The 17,615-nt window shown below is 68.8% G+C and carries 15 protein-coding genes and 1 pseudogene; 11 read left to right on the forward strand and 5 right to left on the reverse strand.

Annotated features, from left to right (window positions below):
* The 3 genes and pseudogenes from A5681_RS20670 to A5681_RS20680 form a co-directional block, all read left to right on the forward strand.
* Positions 1-278: pseudogene (locus A5681_RS20670) on the forward strand ((2Z,6E)-farnesyl diphosphate synthase); the annotation flags it as partial.
* A 44-nt stretch (positions 279-322) separates the two neighbouring features.
* Positions 323-1,693, forward strand: coding sequence for a hypothetical protein (locus tag A5681_RS20675; protein WP_067279547.1), 1,371 nt, complete (start codon positions 323-325; stop codon positions 1,691-1,693).
* A gap of 361 nt (positions 1,694-2,054) precedes the next feature.
* On the forward strand, positions 2,055-2,477 hold the full coding sequence (locus A5681_RS20680) for a hypothetical protein (RefSeq protein ID WP_067279551.1): 423 nt from the start codon (positions 2,055-2,057) through the stop codon (positions 2,475-2,477).
* Between the two features lie 16 nt (positions 2,478-2,493).
* Here the strand turns inward: A5681_RS20680 and coaA are convergent, their stop codons facing one another.
* On the reverse strand, positions 2,494-3,432 hold the full coding sequence (gene coaA, locus A5681_RS20685) for a type I pantothenate kinase (RefSeq protein WP_067279554.1): 939 nt from the start codon (positions 3,430-3,432) through the stop codon (positions 2,494-2,496).
* Positions 3,433-3,545: 113 nt separating this feature from the next.
* On the opposite strand from coaA, the gene glyA reads away from it, so the two are divergent.
* The 5 genes from glyA to A5681_RS20710 all read left to right on the forward strand — a co-directional run bounded on the left by glyA (position 3,546) and on the right by A5681_RS20710 (position 9,828).
* Positions 3,546-4,826 (forward strand): serine hydroxymethyltransferase, encoded by a 1,281-nt coding sequence (gene glyA, locus A5681_RS20690; protein WP_067279557.1) that lies wholly within the window; start codon positions 3,546-3,548, stop codon positions 4,824-4,826.
* A 90-nt stretch (positions 4,827-4,916) separates the two neighbouring features.
* Positions 4,917-5,744: an acyl-ACP desaturase gene (locus A5681_RS20695; RefSeq protein ID WP_067279560.1), complete on the forward strand. Its 828-nt coding sequence runs from the start codon at positions 4,917-4,919 to the stop codon at positions 5,742-5,744.
* Between the two features lie 219 nt (positions 5,745-5,963).
* The gene (locus A5681_RS20700; RefSeq protein ID WP_067279565.1) at positions 5,964-7,265 is read left to right on the forward strand and encodes a PhoH family protein; all 1,302 of its coding nucleotides are present in this window, start codon (positions 5,964-5,966) and stop codon (positions 7,263-7,265) included.
* 138 nt (positions 7,266-7,403) lie between these two features.
* Complete coding sequence (locus A5681_RS20705) at positions 7,404-8,279, forward strand: polysaccharide deacetylase family protein (protein WP_067279568.1); 876 nt, start codon at positions 7,404-7,406, stop codon at positions 8,277-8,279.
* An 88-nt stretch (positions 8,280-8,367) separates the two neighbouring features.
* Positions 8,368-9,828 (forward strand): adenylate/guanylate cyclase domain-containing protein, encoded by a 1,461-nt coding sequence (locus A5681_RS20710; RefSeq protein WP_067279571.1) that lies wholly within the window; start codon positions 8,368-8,370, stop codon positions 9,826-9,828.
* A gap of 16 nt (positions 9,829-9,844) precedes the next feature.
* Here the strand turns inward: A5681_RS20710 and A5681_RS20715 are convergent, their stop codons facing one another.
* Genes A5681_RS20715 through glpX form a run of 3 tightly spaced genes read right to left on the reverse strand, consistent with a single transcriptional unit; the run spans position 9,845 to position 13,277 of the window.
* The gene (locus tag A5681_RS20715; RefSeq protein WP_067279575.1) at positions 9,845-10,771 is read right to left on the reverse strand and encodes a hypothetical protein; all 927 of its coding nucleotides are present in this window, start codon (positions 10,769-10,771) and stop codon (positions 9,845-9,847) included.
* A 15-nt stretch (positions 10,772-10,786) separates the two neighbouring features.
* On the reverse strand, positions 10,787-12,199 hold the full coding sequence (locus A5681_RS20720) for a class II fumarate hydratase (protein ID WP_067279578.1): 1,413 nt from the start codon (positions 12,197-12,199) through the stop codon (positions 10,787-10,789).
* 25 nt (positions 12,200-12,224) lie between these two features.
* A complete protein-coding gene (gene glpX, locus A5681_RS20725) occupies positions 12,225-13,277 on the reverse strand; it encodes a class II fructose-bisphosphatase (protein ID WP_067279632.1) in 1,053 nt (350 codons plus the stop codon).
* Between the two features lie 55 nt (positions 13,278-13,332).
* Here glpX and A5681_RS20730 point away from each other — a divergent pair, with 55 nt between their 5' ends.
* The 3 genes from A5681_RS20730 to A5681_RS20740 are packed head-to-tail and all read left to right on the forward strand — an operon-like array spanning position 13,333 to position 16,399.
* Complete coding sequence (locus A5681_RS20730) at positions 13,333-14,031, forward strand: DUF4245 domain-containing protein (RefSeq protein ID WP_067279581.1); 699 nt, start codon at positions 13,333-13,335, stop codon at positions 14,029-14,031.
* A gap of 13 nt (positions 14,032-14,044) precedes the next feature.
* The gene (locus A5681_RS20735; protein ID WP_067279582.1) at positions 14,045-14,842 is read left to right on the forward strand and encodes a dienelactone hydrolase family protein; all 798 of its coding nucleotides are present in this window, start codon (positions 14,045-14,047) and stop codon (positions 14,840-14,842) included.
* 15 nt (positions 14,843-14,857) lie between these two features.
* Complete coding sequence (locus A5681_RS20740; protein WP_067279584.1) at positions 14,858-16,399, forward strand: carboxylesterase/lipase family protein; 1,542 nt, start codon at positions 14,858-14,860, stop codon at positions 16,397-16,399.
* 9 nt (positions 16,400-16,408) lie between these two features.
* Here the strand turns inward: A5681_RS20740 and A5681_RS20745 are convergent, their stop codons facing one another.
* Positions 16,409-17,554 (reverse strand): AI-2E family transporter, encoded by a 1,146-nt coding sequence (locus tag A5681_RS20745; protein ID WP_067279588.1) that lies wholly within the window; start codon positions 17,552-17,554, stop codon positions 16,409-16,411.
* Positions 17,555-17,615: the final 61 nt, after the last annotated feature.

The raw sequence follows: 17,615 nt of genomic DNA on the forward strand, positions 1-17,615 counted from the left end.
TGCCGAGCAAGGAACTCGCCAACGGTGCGTCCGCCGAGGAGCTCATCGACGCGGTCACCGTCGACGGCATCTCCGAAAACCTTTACACTTCCGGGCAACCCGATCCCGACCTGGTCATCCGCACATCCGGGGAGCAACGCCTCTCGGGATTCCTGCTCTGGCAGAGCGCGTATTCGGAGATGTGGTTCACCGAGGCGCATTGGCCCGCGTTCCGCCGCGTCGACTTTCTGCGCGCCCTGCGCGACTACAGCCAGCGGCACCGCAGGTACGGCAAGTAGCCGAGGGGCTTAGCGGCCGTTCGACTCCGTGACAAACTAGGTTCATGGCTGCGCTGTCGGCGGTGGTGTTCACGCTGAGCGGCTGGCTCGGGTTGTACCTGCTGGCTCGCGATCCGCGTAAGCCGGTTCTGGTGTTGGCGGCGATCGGGCTGTGCGGCTTCGCGTTCGTGGTGGGGCTGGACGCCGTGCGGACCGTCAGCCCGGCGTACGCGCACCTGCTCGCGCGCGCCGAGATCTACCTGGTGGCGATCCCCGGTGTGGCGTGGTTCGCGGTGCTCGTCGAGATGTCCCGGCCCAGCGACGGTGCCAGGGCGCGCACCCGGGAGGTGCTGCTGGTGGCCGGGGTCGCGGCGGTGACGCTGTTCGGGGCGACGCTGGCCGGCAGCGTCGAGGGGCCGCTGCGGACGGGCCACTGGGTGATGTTCGCCGCGATCTCCGTATCCACCTTCGGCGCGATGGCCGCGGCGTTGCGGCAGCCCCGCCGGCCGCGGTCGGCCGTCGGGCTCGCCGTCGTCGCGACCCTGTTCTTCGCGCTGGGCAATGCCATCCTGATCATTCCGCTGAGCCTGGTGCCGAGTTGGGTGGCGCTTGCGTCGACCAGTCTCGACGTCCTTTCCCTGGGGATCGCCGTCGCGTTGTGGGACGCGTTCGACGAGGGCCAGGCGCTGCGGGCCGACATGCTCCGCTCGTTCGCCGGCTCGGCGGCGGTGGCGGTGCTGTTCGGTGCCCAGGCGCTGATCGGCATCGCGCTGACCCGTGACGACCGCGCCGCGCAGACCGCGCTCACCGTCCTGCTGTTCACCAGCCTGGCGGTCGCGATCGCCGTGCAGGTGCTCGCGGATCCGCTGGCCGGAATCCTCGACCGGCTGGCGTTCTCGAAATCGCCTGCGCTGCGCGAGGATCGGGCGGCGCTGCGGAACACCGGCGCGGCGCTGCCGTTGCGGTCGGTGCATCCGCTCGACCACGTCGACGACGTCACCTTCGCCAGGCTCACCCGCCGAGCCCTGACGCACTACGCCGACCTGAGCAAGCTGGTCGCCAGCCCGTTGACGGGGCTGCCCGTCATCGACGAGCGGCTCGCCGCCCGAGGCGCGCCCGACCATCCGCTGGAGCGGGCCAATGAGCTCAAGGCGGTCCTCGCCGAGGCGATCGGGCGGCTCAAACCGCGCGATGCCGGCGATTTCGGGACCACCGAGCAGTGGCGCCACTACAACTCGCTGTACTTCCCGTACGTCGTCGGGGTGCGCGCCTACGCGCAGAACGCCACCGCCGCGGGATTGGATCCGGTCGCCCGCCAGGCGTGGCAGTGGTTGGTGACCGAGGTCCCGCAGCGCTCGCTGCACAACTGGCAGAACGCCGCCGCCCGGCTGATCGCCGCCGACCTGCGGGCCCGGGTCCCGGTCACCAGCGACTAGCGACCGTGCGTCACGCCGGTCACGCCGGTCACGCCGGTCACGCCCGTCACCGGCGCGGGACGCCGCCGTTGTGCCCGCCTCTCAGCGACAGTGCGGCCGAGCGACAGCCGGCGGCGTGATTGTCGCTCTGAGGCGGGCACATCGTCGTGTGCAAAGGATTCTGTGACTGCTGGGGCTGCTGAGCGCCAGACTGGCTTCTGTCAAATAACAATCGCGATTTGGACCCGCATCTGGGAATACCGGGGTGAACTCGCTGGTCTGTGTATGCGTGGCAGTAGTTGGCAGTGCCACGAGTCGATATGGCAGTGGGCCGGCGGCACGCTGATGTTCGACCCCAATCGCCATCGCGAGGAGTAATCACATGATGTATGCATCTGGCGCACCAGGTCTGGCTACCCGCCCCCTCTACGACGCGACCGACTCGCTGCTGCGTTTCGCCATGCGCGCCGACGCCACCCTGACGGGACTGTGCGGTTTGGCCATCGCCTTTCTCGCCGACCCGCTTTCCTCGCTGACGGGCCTGACGTCGTTGCAGGAGTTCAGCCTCGGCGCCTTCTTCGTGTTCGGCGGCTTGGCCGTGTTCATGCTCGCGGCGGCGCCCAACCTGCACCGCGTCGGCAAGGGCGTCATCGTGGCCAACGTCGTGTTCACGCTGGGCGCGATCGTGGCGGCCGAGGCCCTGCCGCTGTCCGGGCCGGGCATTGCCGCCGCGCTGGCCGGTGGCGTGTACACCGCCGCGTTCGCCGGGCTGCAGTACCTGGGGCTGCGTCGGCTCGAGGCGTGAGCGCGGCGGTCGCCGCCTAAAGTTTCCGCAGCCGGAGCCGGTTGATGGAATGGTCGGCGTCCTTGCGCAGCACCAGGGTGGCCCGGGGCCGCGTGGGCAGGATGTTCTCGACCAGGTTCGGCCGGTTGATGGACCGCCAGATTTCGCGCGCCGCGGCGATGGCCTTGGTGTCGTTCAGGGCCGAGTAGTGGTGGAAGTGCGATTCCGGGTCGGCGAAGGCGGTGCCGCGCAGCGACAAGAATCGCGACACGTACCACTGCTCGATGTCCTCGATCCGGGCGTCCACGTACAGCGAGAAGTCGAACAGGTCCGACACCATCAGCGTCGGCCCGGTCTGCAGCACGTTGAGCCCTTCCAGGATCAGGATGTCGGGATGGCGGACCACGTGCTTGGCCCCCGGGATGATGTCGTATTTCAGGTGCGAGTAGACGGGCGCGCACGCGTAGTCCGAGCCGGATTTGACCGACGTCACGAACCGCATCAGCGCCCGGCGGTTGTAGCTTTCCGGAAAACCCTTGCGGTGCATGAGATTTCGTCGGTCGAGTTCGGCGTTGGGGTACAGGAAGCCGTCGGTGGTCACCAGGTCCACCCTCGGGTGGTGATCCCAGCGGGCCAGCAGGGCCTGCAGCACGCGGGCGGTGGTGGATTTGCCGACCGCGACGCTGCCGGCCACGCCGATCACGAACGGCACCGGCCGGTCCGGATTTTGCTGCGGCTCGCCGAGGAACTCCGCGGTGGCGGCAAACAACCGCTGGCGGGCGGCGACCTGAAGGTGGATGAGCCGGGCCAGCGGCAGGTAGACCTCTTCCACTTCCAGGAGGTCCAGCTGCTCGCCGAGACCGCGCAGGCCAACCAATTCCTCTTCGGTCAGGGCCAGCGGCGTCGACATGCGAAGCGCGCGCCATTGCTTTCGGTCGAACTCCACGTAGGGGCTCGGCTCGCTAAGCCGCGGCATAGAGCAAGTGTTGCAGGGGCGGACGCGCGCCCGACGGCTGGGCTGGCGAAACCGTCGCTGGATAGACTGGCGCCGTGACTGCTGCACCCGACGCCCGGCCCTCCACCTCAGTGATGTCCTCCCCGCTCGCCGAGGTGGACCCCGATATCGCCGAGCTGCTCGGCAAGGAGCTGGGCCGCCAGCGCGACACGCTGGAGATGATCGCCTCCGAGAACTTCGTGCCGCGCTCGGTGCTGCAGGCCCAGGGCAGCGTGCTCACGAACAAATACGCCGAGGGTCTGCCCGGCCGGCGGTACTACGGCGGCTGCGAGTACGTCGACGTCGTCGAGAACATCGCCCGCGACCGGGCCAAGGCGCTGTTCGGCGCCGACTTCGCTAACGTGCAGCCGCATTCGGGCGCGCAGGCCAACGCCGCCGTCCTGCACGCGCTGATGACGCCGGGCGACCGCCTGCTGGGTCTCGACCTGGCCAACGGCGGCCACCTGACGCACGGGATGAAGCTGAACTTCTCCGGCAAGCTCTACGAAACCGGTTTCTACGGTGTGGATCCCACGACGCACCTGGTCGACATGGACGCGGTGCGGGCCAAGGCGCTCGAGTTTCGCCCCAAGGTCATCATCGCCGGATGGTCGGCGTACCCGCGGATCCTGGACTTCGCGGCGTTCCGCTCGATCGCCGACGAGGTCGACGCCAAGCTGTGGGTGGACATGGCGCACTTCGCCGGCCTCGTCGCCGTCGGACTGCACCCGTCGCCGGTGCCGCACGCCGACGTGGTGTCCACGACGGTGCACAAGACGCTGGGCGGCCCGCGTTCCGGCCTGATCCTGGGCAAGCAGGAGTTCGCCAAGTCCATCAACTCCGCGGTGTTCCCCGGCCAGCAGGGCGGGCCGCTGATGCACGTCATCGCGGGCAAGGCCGTCGCGCTCAAGATCGCCGGCACCCCTGAGTTCGCCGACCGCCAGCAGCGCACCCTGTCCGGTGCCCGCATCATCGCCGATCGGCTGACCGCCCCCGACGTGACCAAGGCCGGCGTGTCGGTGGTCAGCGGCGGCACCGACGTCCACCTGGTTCTGGTCGACCTGCGCAACTCCCCGCTCGACGGCAAGGCCGCCGAGGACCTGCTGCACGAGATCGGCATCACGGTCAACCGCAACGCGGTGCCCAACGACCCCCGCCCGCCGATGGTGACGTCGGGCCTGCGGGTGGGAACGCCCGCGCTGGCGACCCGCGGCTTCGGGGATGCGGAGTTCACCGAGGTCGCCGACGTCATTGCGACCGCCCTGGCGGCCGGGACCGCGGCGGACTTGTCCGCCCTGCGGCAGCGGGTTACCCGGCTCGCACGGGACTTCCCGCTGTACGACGGCCTCGAGGACTGGACGCTGGTCGACCGCTGACCCGCGCGAGTTCAGGGACCAAAGTCACCAGTTGTCACGACACGGCCCGGGCGATTTCACGAACCTGTGTATGGGAGTTACAGTAACCGCATGGCACAGAAACCTGTAGCTAACGCGCTGACCCTGGAACTCGAGCCGGTGTGCGAGGCCAACATGGACCGCCACCTCAACACCGAGGAACTCTGGTTCGCCCACGACTACGTGCCGTTCGACCGGGGCGAGAACTTCGCCTTCCTCGGTGGACGGGACTGGGAGCCGTCCGACGCGACGCTGCCACGCGAGTACACCGACGCTTGCGAGATCCTGCTGCTGCTCAAGGACAACCTGGCCGGGTACCACCGCGAGCTCGTCGAGCACTTCATCCTCGAAGATTGGTGGGGACGCTGGCTGGGCCGGTGGACCGCGGAGGAGCATCTGCACGCCATCGCGCTGCGCGAATACCTGGTGGTCACCCGTGAGGTCGACCCGACCGCCAACGAGGAGGCCCGGGTCGAGTACGTCATGAAGGGCTACCGCGCCGACACCTACACGCAGGTGGAAACCCTGGTGTACATGGCCTTCTCCGAGCGCACCTACGCCGTCTTCTGCGAGAACCTGGCCGCGAAGCTCGAAGAGCCCATCTTGGCCGGGCTCATCGACCGCATCGCGCGCGACGAGCGGCGGCACGAACTGTTTTTCTCCAACCTCGTCGAGCACTGCCTCCAATACACCCGCGACGAGACGATCGCCGCCATCGCGGCCCGCGCCGCCGAGCTGCAGGTGCCCGGCGCGGACATCGACTCCTACAAGGACAAGCTGCGCAACGTCGCCGACGCGGGCATCTTCGACCAACAGCAGCTGCGGCAGGCGATCTCGGACCGCATCACCGCGTGGGGCGTGGCCGACGAGCCCGCCCTCAAGCAGTTCGTCGTCGGCTAGCCGATTGTCGCGCGTGAGCGCGTAGACGTCGGCGCGCCTGCGCTGCTGCAAAGCGGCGACGAGAGTAGCGTCGTTCTCGATGGTCAGCGTCATGCTCAGCTGCCAGGGCGGCACCTCCCGTCATCCCAACGGAAGGACCGGCCCCGGTCCTGGTGTCGCAGTTCCCGCCGACATGCCTGTGCGGGTCCGCGCGGGCCTACCCCGCTCGAGGAGCGCTACGTGACCGAAATCCGGACCTACGTGATCGACACCTCCGTGCTGCTGTCCGACCCCTGGGCATGTAGCCGGTTCGCCGAGCACGAGGTGGTGGTTCCGCTGGTGGTGATCAGCGAACTGGAGGCCAAACGGCATCACCACGAGCTGGGCTGGTTCGCCCGTCAGGCGTTGCGGCTGTTCGACGATCTGCGGCTCGTGCACGGACGGCTCGATCAGCCCATTCCCGTTGGGACACAAGGCGGTACGCTTCACGTAGAGCTCAACCACACCGACCCCGCGGTGCTGCCCGCCGGTTTCCGCAGCGACAACAACGACTGCCGGATCCTGAGTTGTGCAGCCAACCTCGCCGCCGAGGGCAAGCGAGTCACGTTGGTGAGCAAGGACATTCCCCTCCGCGTCAAGGCCGCCGCGGTCGGCCTGGCCGCCGACGAGTATCACGCGCAGGATGTGGTGGCCTCCGGGTGGTCGGGGATGCGCGAGATCGAGACCGCCACCGAGGACATCGACGCGCTGTTCGCCGAGGGTGAGATCGACCTGGCCGAGGCCCGGGACCTGCCCTGCCACACCGGCATTCGACTGCTTGGTGGGAGCTCGCACGCGCTGGGCCGGGTCAACGCGGACAAGCGCGTCCAGCTGGTGCGCGGCGACCGCGAGGCGTTCGGCCTGCGCGGCCGGTCCGCCGAGCAGCGCGTGGCACTCGACCTGCTGCTCGACGAATCCGTGGGCATCGTGTCTCTCGGCGGCAAGGCGGGCACCGGCAAGTCGGCGCTGGCGCTGTGCGCCGGTCTGGAGGCGGTGCTGGAACGGCGGACCCAGCGCAAGGTGGTGGTCTTCCGCCCGCTCTACGCCGTCGGCGGCCAGGAGCTGGGCTACCTGCCCGGCAGCGAGAGCGAGAAGATGGGGCCCTGGGCCCAGGCGGTCTTCGACACGCTCGAAGGGTTGGCCAGCCCCGCCGTGCTCGAGGAAGTGCTCTCCCGGGGCATGCTCGAGGTGCTGCCGCTGACCCACATCCGGGGCCGCTCGCTGCACGACTCGTTCGTGATCGTGGACGAGGCCCAATCCCTGGAGCGCAACGTCCTGCTGACGGTGCTGTCCCGGCTGGGGGCCGGGTCGCGGGTGGTGCTGACGCACGACATCGCCCAGCGCGACAACCTGCGGGTGGGCCGGCACGACGGGGTCGCGGCGGTGATCGAGAAGCTGAAGGGGCATCCGCTGTTCGCCCACATCACACTGCTGCGCAGCGAGCGGTCGCCGATCGCCGCGCTGGTCACCGAAATGCTCGAGGAGATCGCCGGCCCGCAGTGAGCGCCGCCCCGGCATCCTGACGCGCCCGTAACGCCACGGCGGCTTTCGGGCCCAATTGCCGCCCTGAGGTTACGGGTGGCGACCTGGATGACCGCGGCAAAGCGCGGGGCCCGCCGCGAGCGCAGGTAAACTTCGACGGTGCCGAAACGACCCGACAACCAGGCCTGGCGCTATGGGCGCATGGTGGTCGGCGTCGTCGTGGCCGTGGGGGTGCTGGTCATCGGCGGGCTGACCGGCCATGTGACCCGCGCCGACAACCTCAGCTGCTCGGTGGTCAAGTGCGTCGCGCTGACGTTCGACGACGGACCCGGGCCCTTCGACGAGCGGCTGCTGCAAATCCTGAAGGACAACGACGCGAAGGCGACCTTCTTCCTGATCGGCAACAAGGTCGCCGCCAACCCGGCGGGCGCCAAGCGGATCGCCGATGCGGGCATGGAGATCGGCAGCCACACCTGGGAGCACCCCAACATGGCGACCATCCCGCCGGAAGACATCGCCCCCCAATTCGCCAAGGCCAACGACGCGATCACCGCCGCGACCGGGCGGACGCCCACGTTGTACCGCCCCGCGGGCGGGCTTTCCACCGATGCCGTCCGGCAGACCGCGGCGAAGTTCGGACTCGCCGAAATCCTGTGGGACGTCATCCCTTTCGATTGGGCCAACGACTCGAACACGGCGGCGACGCGCTACATGCTGATGACGCACATGAAGCCGGGCTCGGTGGTGTTGTTCCACAACACCTACTCGAGCACGGTCGATTTGGTCTACCAGTTCCTCCCGGTGCTCAAGGCCAACGGCTACCGGATGGTGACGGTCAGCGAACTGCTGGGCCCGCGGGCGCCCGGTAGCAGCTACGGCAGTCGCGAGAACGGGCCGCCCGTCAACGAACTGCACGACATCCCGGCCAGCGACATCCCCACCCTGCCCAACACGCCGTCGCCCAAACCGATGCCCAACTTCCCGATCACCGACATCCCGGGCCAGAACTCGGGCGGGCCGAACAACGGTGCCTAGGGCAGGCTCGGGGGCCCGCGCGGCCACCTGGCTGCGGAACATCCGGCGCCCGCGAGCGGCCGCAGAGCCGCGAAAGTCCACCCGCCGGTTGGCAATTGAGTACGGAAGTTACCTCGCCCTGTCCTACGTCCTGGCCGTCATCGAGGCGGCCGCCATCTTGATCCCGCTGCGTGGCCACACCTCCGTCGACGCCAATTCCGACTTCGCGCAGACCAACACGGCGGCGGTCGTGGTGCTCGTGCTGTTGGGCATCATCGGCGTCGCGGTGGCCGGGATGCTGAGCGCCACCCCGACGTTGCGCTGGTATGTCGCCGGTGCCGAACCCAACCAGGCGCAGCGGGACGCCGCGATGAAGCTCCCGGGGCGGCAGTCGGCGATCCTGTTCGGGGCCTGGGCGGTCAGCGGCGGCATCTTCATGTTGCTGAACCTGGGCGGTGGGCCGCAGCTGCTGTTGCCGATCGGGCTGGGCGTCCTGCTCGGCGGGCCGGCCGCCGCCGGCACGGCGATGCTGTTGGCGCAGCGCGTCCTGCGGCCGATCATGCGCGCCGCCACGCTGGGCTGCGAGCCGCGATTGGCCGTGCCGGGCGTGTACGCCCGGCTGGTCCTGCTGTGGTTTATGTGCAGCGCCTTCCCCATTGGGGTGATCGCGACGCTGGTAGTCCTGCGCTCGTACGGCTGGCTGATCGAGAAGTCGACGTCGCTGGATGTCCCGATCCTGGTGGTGTCGCTGGCGGCGCTGGTGCTTGGGCTGCCGACCATGATCTTGACGTCGCGATCCATCTCGGATCCGCTCGGCGAGATCGTCGACGCGATGGCCGAGGTCGAGCACGGCCGCATCGGGACCTACGTCGGGACGTACGAACGCTCCCAGATCGGGCGGCTGCAAACGGGTTTCAATCGCATGGTGGCCGGGTTGGCCGAGCGCGACCGGCTGCGCGACCTGTTCGGGCGCCACGTCGGGGCGGACGTCGCCCAGCGCGCCATCAACGAGGGCGCCTCGCTGTCCGGAGACGTGGTCGAGGCGGCGGTCCTCTACATCGACCTGGTGGGCTCGACGCAGCTGGCGGAAAGCCGTCCGCCCCAAGAGGTCGCCGAAGTCCTCAACGATTTCTTCCGCATCGTCGTCGACGCCGTCGACGAACACCACGGGCTGATCAACAAATTCGCCGGGGACGCCGCGCTGGCCGTCTTCGGGGTGCCGTTGCCCATCAGCGAGCCGGCATCGGCGGCTTTGGCGACCGCCCGCGCCCTGGGCACCCAATTGCGCCGCCTGCCGGTCGATTTCGGCATCGGCGTCTCGGCGGGTCGTGTCTTCGCCGGCAATATCGGCGCCGAGAACCGGTACGAGTACACCGTGATCGGCGACGCGGTCAACGAGGCCGCGCGGTTGGCCGATCTCGCCAAGACCGCCGACCGGCGGATCCTGTGCGCGGCGGGGGCGATCGAGCGGGCCGAGGAGGCCGAGCAGACGCATTGGGCGGAGTGCTATTCCACCGTCCTGCGGGGTCGCTCGGAAGCCACCCAGGTCTCGGCGCCCGCGTCGAGCTAGGGCCCGGGAAGCCGCGTCAGGACTTGTTGACCTTGAGCGCGGCGATGATCTTGCCGATGATGGCCGCGGACGCGGAGTCACCGATCGGGGTGCTGCCGATGAACGCGGTGACCGGTTTGGTGTCGACGGTGATCACCGTGACGGAGTCGCCCTTGACGTTGCGGCTGGGGTCGCCGATCGTGACGTCGGCGTCGGCGCGGGCGGCTTTGGTGCCGTCGACGGTCATCGGCGACGACTTCACCGGGCCGAGCGTGGGCTGCGCGTTCGCGTAGCCGGGCCCATTGGCGACGCACTGCAACAACTTCGACGCCTGGGCGGCGACGTCCATGCTGGAGACGAAGTTGGTGACGCCGACCTCGGCCGTCATCATCCACTGGCTGGCTCCGGGCACTTCCTGGGCGACGCCGACGGCGCCGATCAGGTTCGGGTTCTGGTCGTCGGAGAACACCGTCCAGTTCGGCGGCACCGAGCTGGCCGGGAACGAGAGCTTGCCGGCGGCGATCGAGTCGGTCCGCGGCATTTCACCCCCGGACACGTTCGGGGTGCAATCCGTGGCGGTCTGCTGACCCCTCGGTTGGCTGGTGGTGCTGCTGGACGTCGAGGGCGCGGCGGTCGGTGACTTACCGTGGCTGCCGCCCCGCATCACGATCAGGGTCGCCACGAGTGCGATGACGGCCAGGATGACGAGGCCACCGATGATCAGCCAGGGCAGCTTCGAGCCGGGTCCGCGCGGCGGCGGCGCCGGCGGATAGGGCCCCGGCGGGTACGGCTGTCCCGGTTGCGGATAGCCCGGAGGCGGGTACTGGTAGGGGCCGGTCGGCGGGTACGGTTGCGGGCCGCCCTGCGGTTGGCCGCTCTGCGGCTGGCCGCCCCAATAGGGTTGTTGCCCATAGGGGTTGCCGTAAGGTCCCTGACCGTAGGGGCCGCCGGGGGGAGCCGTCATCGCTGCAACACCCGCCTACTTCGCCGGCTTCACTTTGGCCATCGCCAAGACATCGAGGCGGCGGTCCAGTTCTTCTTCCGACAGCTTGTCGCCGATCAGGCCGCGGTCGATCACGGTCTGGCGAATCGTCTTGCGTTCCTTGAGGGCCTGCTTGGCCACCGCGGCGGCCTCCTCGTAGCCGATCGCCGAGTTCAACGGCGTCACGATCGACGGCGACGACTCCGCCAGCTCCCTCAGGTGGTCGACGTTGGCCCTGAGCCCGACGATGCAGCGCTCCGCGAACAGCCTCGACACGTTGGTCAGCAGCTTGAACGACTCCAAGATGTTGCGGGCCATCATCGGGATGTAGACGTTGAGCTCGAAGGCGCCCGACAAGCCGCCGACGGCGACCGCGGCGTCGTTGCCGATCACCTGCGCGGCCACCTGCGTAACCGCTTCCGGCAGAACGGGGTTCACCTTGCCCGGCATGATCGAGCTACCCGGCTGCAGGTCGGGCAGCTGGATCTCGGCCAGGCCGGTCAGCGGGCCGGAACCCATCCAGCGGATGTCGTTGGCGATCTTGGTCAGGGACACCGCGATGGTGCGCAGCGCGCCGGAAGCCTCGACCAGCCCGTCGCGCGCCGCCTGCGCCTCGAAAGAGTTGGTGGCCGTGCGCAACTCGTTGAGCCCGGTGGAGGCGATCAACGTCTCGACCACCTTTTCGCCGAAGCCGTCGGGAGCGTTGAGTCCGGTGCCCACCGCGGTGCCGCCGATCGCCAGCTCGCCCAGCCGCGGCAGGGTGGCGCGCACCCGCTCGATGCCGGCCTCGATCTGGCGGGCGTAGCCGCTGAATTCCTGGCCGAGCGTCACCGGGACCGCATCCATCAGGTGCGTGCGGCCCGACTTGACCACCGTGTGCCACTCGCGGGCCTTGCTCTCCAGCGCTTCGTGCAGCACCTCGAGCGCGGGGATCAGGTGGCGCACCGCGGCCTCGGTCGCCGCGATGTGGGTGGCGGTGGGGAAGGTGTCGTTAGACGACTGCGACATGTTCACGTCGTCGTTGGGGTGCACCGTGACACCGTTCTTGGCCGCGATGCTCGCGATGACCTCGTTGGTGTTCATGTTGGAGCTGGTGCCCGAACCGGTCTGGAAGACGTCGATGGGGAACTGGTCGTCGTGTTGTCCGTCGGCGATCTCGGCCGCGGCGGCGATGATCGCGTCCGCCTTCTCCGGCGCCAGCAGCCCGAGGTCCTTGTTGACCTGCGCGCAGGCGCCCTTCAGCAGGCCAAGCGCGCGGATCTGGGTGCGCTCCAGGCCCCGGCCCGAAATGGGAAAGTTCTCCACCGCGCGCTGGGTTTGCGCCCGCCACAACGCCTTTGCGGGCACCCGGACCTCGCCCATGGTGTCGTGTTCGATGCGGTATTCGGTGTCGGTGGCGCTATCGGCCATAGGTAACAGTCCTCGCTGGTTTCGGTCAGGGCAGGGGATAGGCGGCAGTGCTGTCGCCGGTGAAGTCGATGGCGGAGTACTCGTTGAGCTTCGAGAGCCGGTGATAGGCCTCGATCATGCGCACGGTGCCCGACTTCGACCGCATCACGATCGACTGCGTGGTGCAGCCGCCGGGGTAGTACTGCACCCCCTTGAGCAGGTCGCCGTTGGTGACCCCGGTGGCGCAGAAGAAGACGTTCTCGCCGGACACCAAGTCCTCGGTGGTCAGGACCCGGTCGACGTCGTGGCCGGCGGTGATCGCCTTCTGGCGTTCCTCGTCGTCCTTCGGCGCCAGCTGCGCCTGGATGGCGCCGCCCATGCACCGAATCGCGGCGGCGGCGATGATGCCTTCGGGGGTGCCGCCGATCCCGGCCAGCATGTCGGTGCCCGAGTTGGGCCGGCAGGCCGAGATCGCGCCCGCGACATCGCCGTCGGTGATCAGCCGGATGCGGGCGCCGGTCAGCCGGACGTCCTCGATCAGCTGCGCGTGCCGCGGCCGGTCCAGGATGCACACGGTCATGTCCCGAACGGACAACGCCTTCACTTTCGCGACGGCCTTTATGTTCTCGGCGATCGGCGCGGTGATGTCGAGCACGTTGGCGGCCTCGGGCCCGACGGCGATCTTGTTCATGTAGAACACGGCCGACGGGTCGAACATCGCGCCGCGGTCGGCCACCGCGAGCACCGAGATGGCGTTGGGCATGCCCTTGCTCATCAGGGTGGTGCCGTCGATCGGGTCGACGGCGAAGTCGCAGTCGGGCCCGTCGCCGTTGCCGACCTCCTCGCCGTTGTAGAGCATCGGCGCGTGGTCCTTCTCGCCCTCGCCGATGACCACCACGCCGCGCATCGACACCGTGTTGACCAGCTCACGCATGGCGTCGACGGCCGCGCCGTCGCCGCCCTCTTTGTCGCCGCGGCCCACCCAGCGGCCCGCAGCCATGGCTCCGGCCTCGGTGACGCGCACCAGTTCCAATGCCAGGTTGCGGTCTGGGGCTTCACCACGTGGCCGCCCGGCCGGGCGGTCGCCCTCAACTGTCATGGTTGGTGATTGTCCCAGAAGCGGATCGGTCTGCCGGAACTGGGATACTCGGGGGATGACCGAAGAGCCGCCGCTGAATGCCAGCTCGGAGGCCCCGGTGGCCGGCGAGCCGGCCGCGGCGGCCGGACCGGCTGCCAGGCCGGCCAAACCGCGGTTGCTGCAGGACGGCCGCGACATGTTCTGGTCGCTGATGCCGTTGGTGCTCGGCTGCATCCTGCTGGCCGGCCTGGTGGGCATGTGCTCGTTCCAGCCCGGCAGCCACCAGGGCGCGGTCCCGTCCTACGACGCGGCGGGGGCGCTGCGGGCCGACGCGCAGACCCTGGGCTTTCCGATCCGGCTGCCCAAGCTGCCCGCCGGCTGGCAGGCCAACTCCGGCGGCCGGGGCGGGATCCAAGGCGGCCGCGCCGACCCCTCGACGGGTCAGCGGGTGAACGCGGCCACCTCGATCGTCGGCTACATCAGCCCGACCGGGATGTATCTGAGCCTGACCCAGAGCAACGCCGACGAGGACAAACTGGTGAGCTCGATCCACCCGTCGGCCTATCCCGCCGGAACGGTCGACGTCGCCAGCACCACCTGGGTGGTCTACAACGGCGGCGGCCAGAGCGGGGCGGACGCCGAGCCGGTGTGGACCACCCGGCTCACCGGCCCGTCCGGAGCCACCCAAATTGCGATAACCGGTGCCGGTGACAGCGATCAGTTCCGTACGCTGGCTTCGGCGACGCAATCGCAACCGCCGTTACCGGCGCGCTGAGGAAAGGGCGAGCGTGACTGCACCCCAAGCGGATCTGTCCGGATGGTCGGTGGCGCCGTTCACCGGTGGCGGCTACACCCATGACGTCTACCGCAAGGGCAGCGGCCCCGGCGTCGTGCTGATTCCCGAGATCCCGGGGATTCATCCCGGGGTGCTGGCCCTGGGCAATCACCTGGTGGACAACGGCTTCACCGTCGCGATGCCGTCGCTGTTCGGCGAGCCGGGCAAACCCAAGACGGTCGGCTACATCGCCTCCTCGATCAGCCGGGCTTGTGTGGCAAAGGAATTCGCGGCCTTCGCGACGAACAAGCAGCGGCCGGTGTCGATGTTCCTGCGTGCGCTGGCCCGTGACCTCAACGCGTCGACCCCGGGCAAGGGTGTCGGCGTGATCGGACAATGCTTCACGGGCGGTTTCGCGCTGGCCGTCGCGGTCGACGACGCCGTCCTGGCCCCGGTGCTTTCGCAGCCGTCGGTACCGCTGCCGCTGGGGCGCGCGCGGCGCCGCGATCCCGGCCTGAGCGAATCCGAACTGGCCACTGTGGCCGATCGCTGTGCCAACGACGGCCTGTGCGCGATGGGTCTGCGGTTCAGCGAGGACAGCGCCGTGCCGCGCGAACGGTTCGAGGTGCTCAAGGAGCGGCTCGGGGACGCGTTCGAGGTGATCGAGATCGATTCCAGCCCGGGCAATGTCGGCGGTTTCGGCAAGATGGCGCATTCGGTGCTGACCGACGAGGTCCGCGAAGTCGACGGCCAGCCGGCGTACGAGGCCCGCAAGCGGGTTGTCGAGTTCCTCACCCAGCGCCTTGGTTAGGAAAGCGCCCCACGCATGACTGCTACGACCAGTGACCGGGTGGTCGAAACCACCTACGGACCCGTCCGCGGCGCGGATGACGGCCGCGTCAGCTGGTGGAAGGGCGTCCGGTACGCGGCCCCGCCCGTCGGCGCCCTGCGCTTCCGGGCGCCGCAACCCCCCGAGCGGTGGACCGAGGTCGCCGACGCCACCCGCTACGGGCCGGCCTGCCCGCAGCCGGTCTTCCCCAACATGCCACTCGACCTCGGCGCGCCGCAGGGCGAAGACTGCCTGCGGCTGAACGTCTGGGCGCCGTCCGACACGCAGCCGGGGGACGGAAAGCCCGTGATGGTGTGGCTGCACGGGGGCGCCTATGTCCTGGGATCGGGCAGCCAGGCGCTGTACGACGGGCGCCGGCTGGCCGGTGACGGCGGGGTCGTCGTGGTCACCCTCAACTACCGGGTGGGGGCGCTCGGCTTCATGGACCTGTCGTCGTTCACCACGTCGCGGCGGCGGTTCGACTCCAATGTCGGTTTGCGCGACGTGCTGGCGGCGCTGAGCTGGGTGCGAGACAACATCGCGGCATTCGGCGGTGATCCCCGCAACGTGACGGTGTTCGGCGAATCAGCGGGCGCGGGGATCGTGACGACCCTGCTCGCCATCCCGGCGGCCGACGGGCTGTTCGCCCGCGCGATCGCCCAGAGTTCGCCGGCCACATCGGTATACGACCGGCGCAGGGCCGAGCGCGTCGCCGAAACCGTCCTCGACCGGCTGGACGTCGACGCGGACCGGTTGCCCGACGTGCCGACCGCGGTGCTGCTCGCCGCGTCGCAAGAGGTCTTCGACGAAGTGCCCGTGCGCAATCCCGGCCTTCTCGCGTTTGTCCCGATCATCGACGGCGAGTTGCTGGACGACTACCCGGTCAAGCGGGTGCAGGAGGGCCGCTCGCTGCCGGTCCCGTTGATCATCGGGACCAACAAGCACGAGGCGGCGCTGTTCCGGTTGATGCGGTCGCGGCTGATGCCGATCACGCCTCGCGCGATCACGTCGATGTTCGACCAGATCGCGGCCGAACAACCGGACCTGCAATTGCCGACCGACGAGCAGATCGGGTCCGCATATTCGCGGGTGCGGCGCAGGGCAAGGAGCTTGAGCATCGCAACCGATGTCGGGTTCCGGATGCCCTCGGTCTGGCTGGCCGAGGGGCACGCCCACGTGGCACCGGTGTACCTGTACCGGTTCGACTATGCGACCCCGCTACTGAAGCTGCTGTTGGTCAACGCCGCCCACGCCACCGAATTGCCTTACGTCTGGGGCAACCTGGGCGCGCCCAAGGACCCCACCCTCAAACTGGGCGGCAGCAAGACCGCCAAGGCGGTTTCCAAGCGTATGCGCACCCGGTGGACCAACTTCGCCGCGCGGTCCACGCCCGCGGGCCCGGCCGGCGAGCCGGACTGGAGGCCGTATCGCGAGGACGACCGCGCCTGCCTGATCATCGACTCGACCGACACGGTCGCGCAGGATGTCGATGCGAACATCCGCGCCGCGTGGGGCAGCCAGATGGTGGGTTTCCGGTAGCTGCCGGCGTCATTCGGCGCCCGACTGCGCCGCGTCCGACTTTGCCCTCCGTCGAAATCGGTTGCGGCGGACGGGCGGTGCCTCGGGCGCGTCCGGCTCGGCGCCCTTGAACACCATCCGATACACCTCGACGGTGGTGACGATGAGGATCATCAACACCGGCCCGATCACGATGCCCCAGGGGCCGAACATGGCTATGCCCGAGAACACCGACAGCAACATGAGCGCCGGGTTGAGCCGCGCGTCGCGCGGAACGAGGATCGGGCGCAGGAAGTTGTCGATGTTGGTGACCACGACGAGATGCCAGAGCACGACGAACGCGCCGCCGGCGATGTTGCCGTAGAAAATCATTCCGATGCCGAAGGGGATGGTGACGATCCCGCCGCCCAGCGGAATGATCGACAACGCGGTCAGCAGGACCGCGAAGATGAAGAATCCGTGGTGAAAGCCGGCGACATAGATGGACGCGGCGCCCGCGACACCTTGGCACAGCGCGATGACGAACTGGCCACTGACGGTGCCACGCACCATCGCTCCGGCTTTGGCCAGATACAGGTCCGTGACCTCGTCACCGAGGGGGTTGAGGTCGGCGATCAATTTCCGCACGCGGTCGCGGTGCACCAGCAGCGCGACGAAGACGTACAGAAAAATGATGGCCGACGTCACCGCGCCGGCGATACCACCGACGGCGCCCTGCAGGAAGTGCAGGGCCCATTCCCCGACACTGCGGCCCACCGTGACCATCGCCTTGCGCAGGGTGTCCGTCGTTATCGTCTTGTGCGCGAAGGGAACCCGGGACAGCAGCTCGTTCGCCGCGCGCAATGCGCGGTCGCCGAGCCCGCTGAGATCCGTCGACTTGACCCACTCCGTGATGCTGTCGATCATGCGCGAAATCTGAACGATCGCCAGGATCACCAGGAGCGTGACCGGCACGATGACGATCACGAGCGCGCACAACAGGGTGCAGGTCGCCGCCAAGCCGGTGCCCAGCCGCCTGCCGAACCAGTTGAACAGCGGGGTGAACAGATAGGCCCCCACCGCGGCCACGACGATCAGCACGAAGTAGTTGCGCAGGAAGTACGCACCGAACAGCACGGCGGTCGCGGTCAGCACCGCGAGCGCGCGCTTCTGGTTGAGCGTGAATTCGGTGTCCACCGGACCGCCCTCCGCGTCGTCGCCGCTGAGGGAACCTTAGCCCCGGCGCAATGTTTTCGTC

The sequence above is a fragment of the Mycobacterium scrofulaceum genome, assembly GCF_001667885.1.
Classification (GTDB): Bacteria; Actinomycetota; Actinomycetes; order Mycobacteriales; family Mycobacteriaceae; genus Mycobacterium; species Mycobacterium scrofulaceum_C.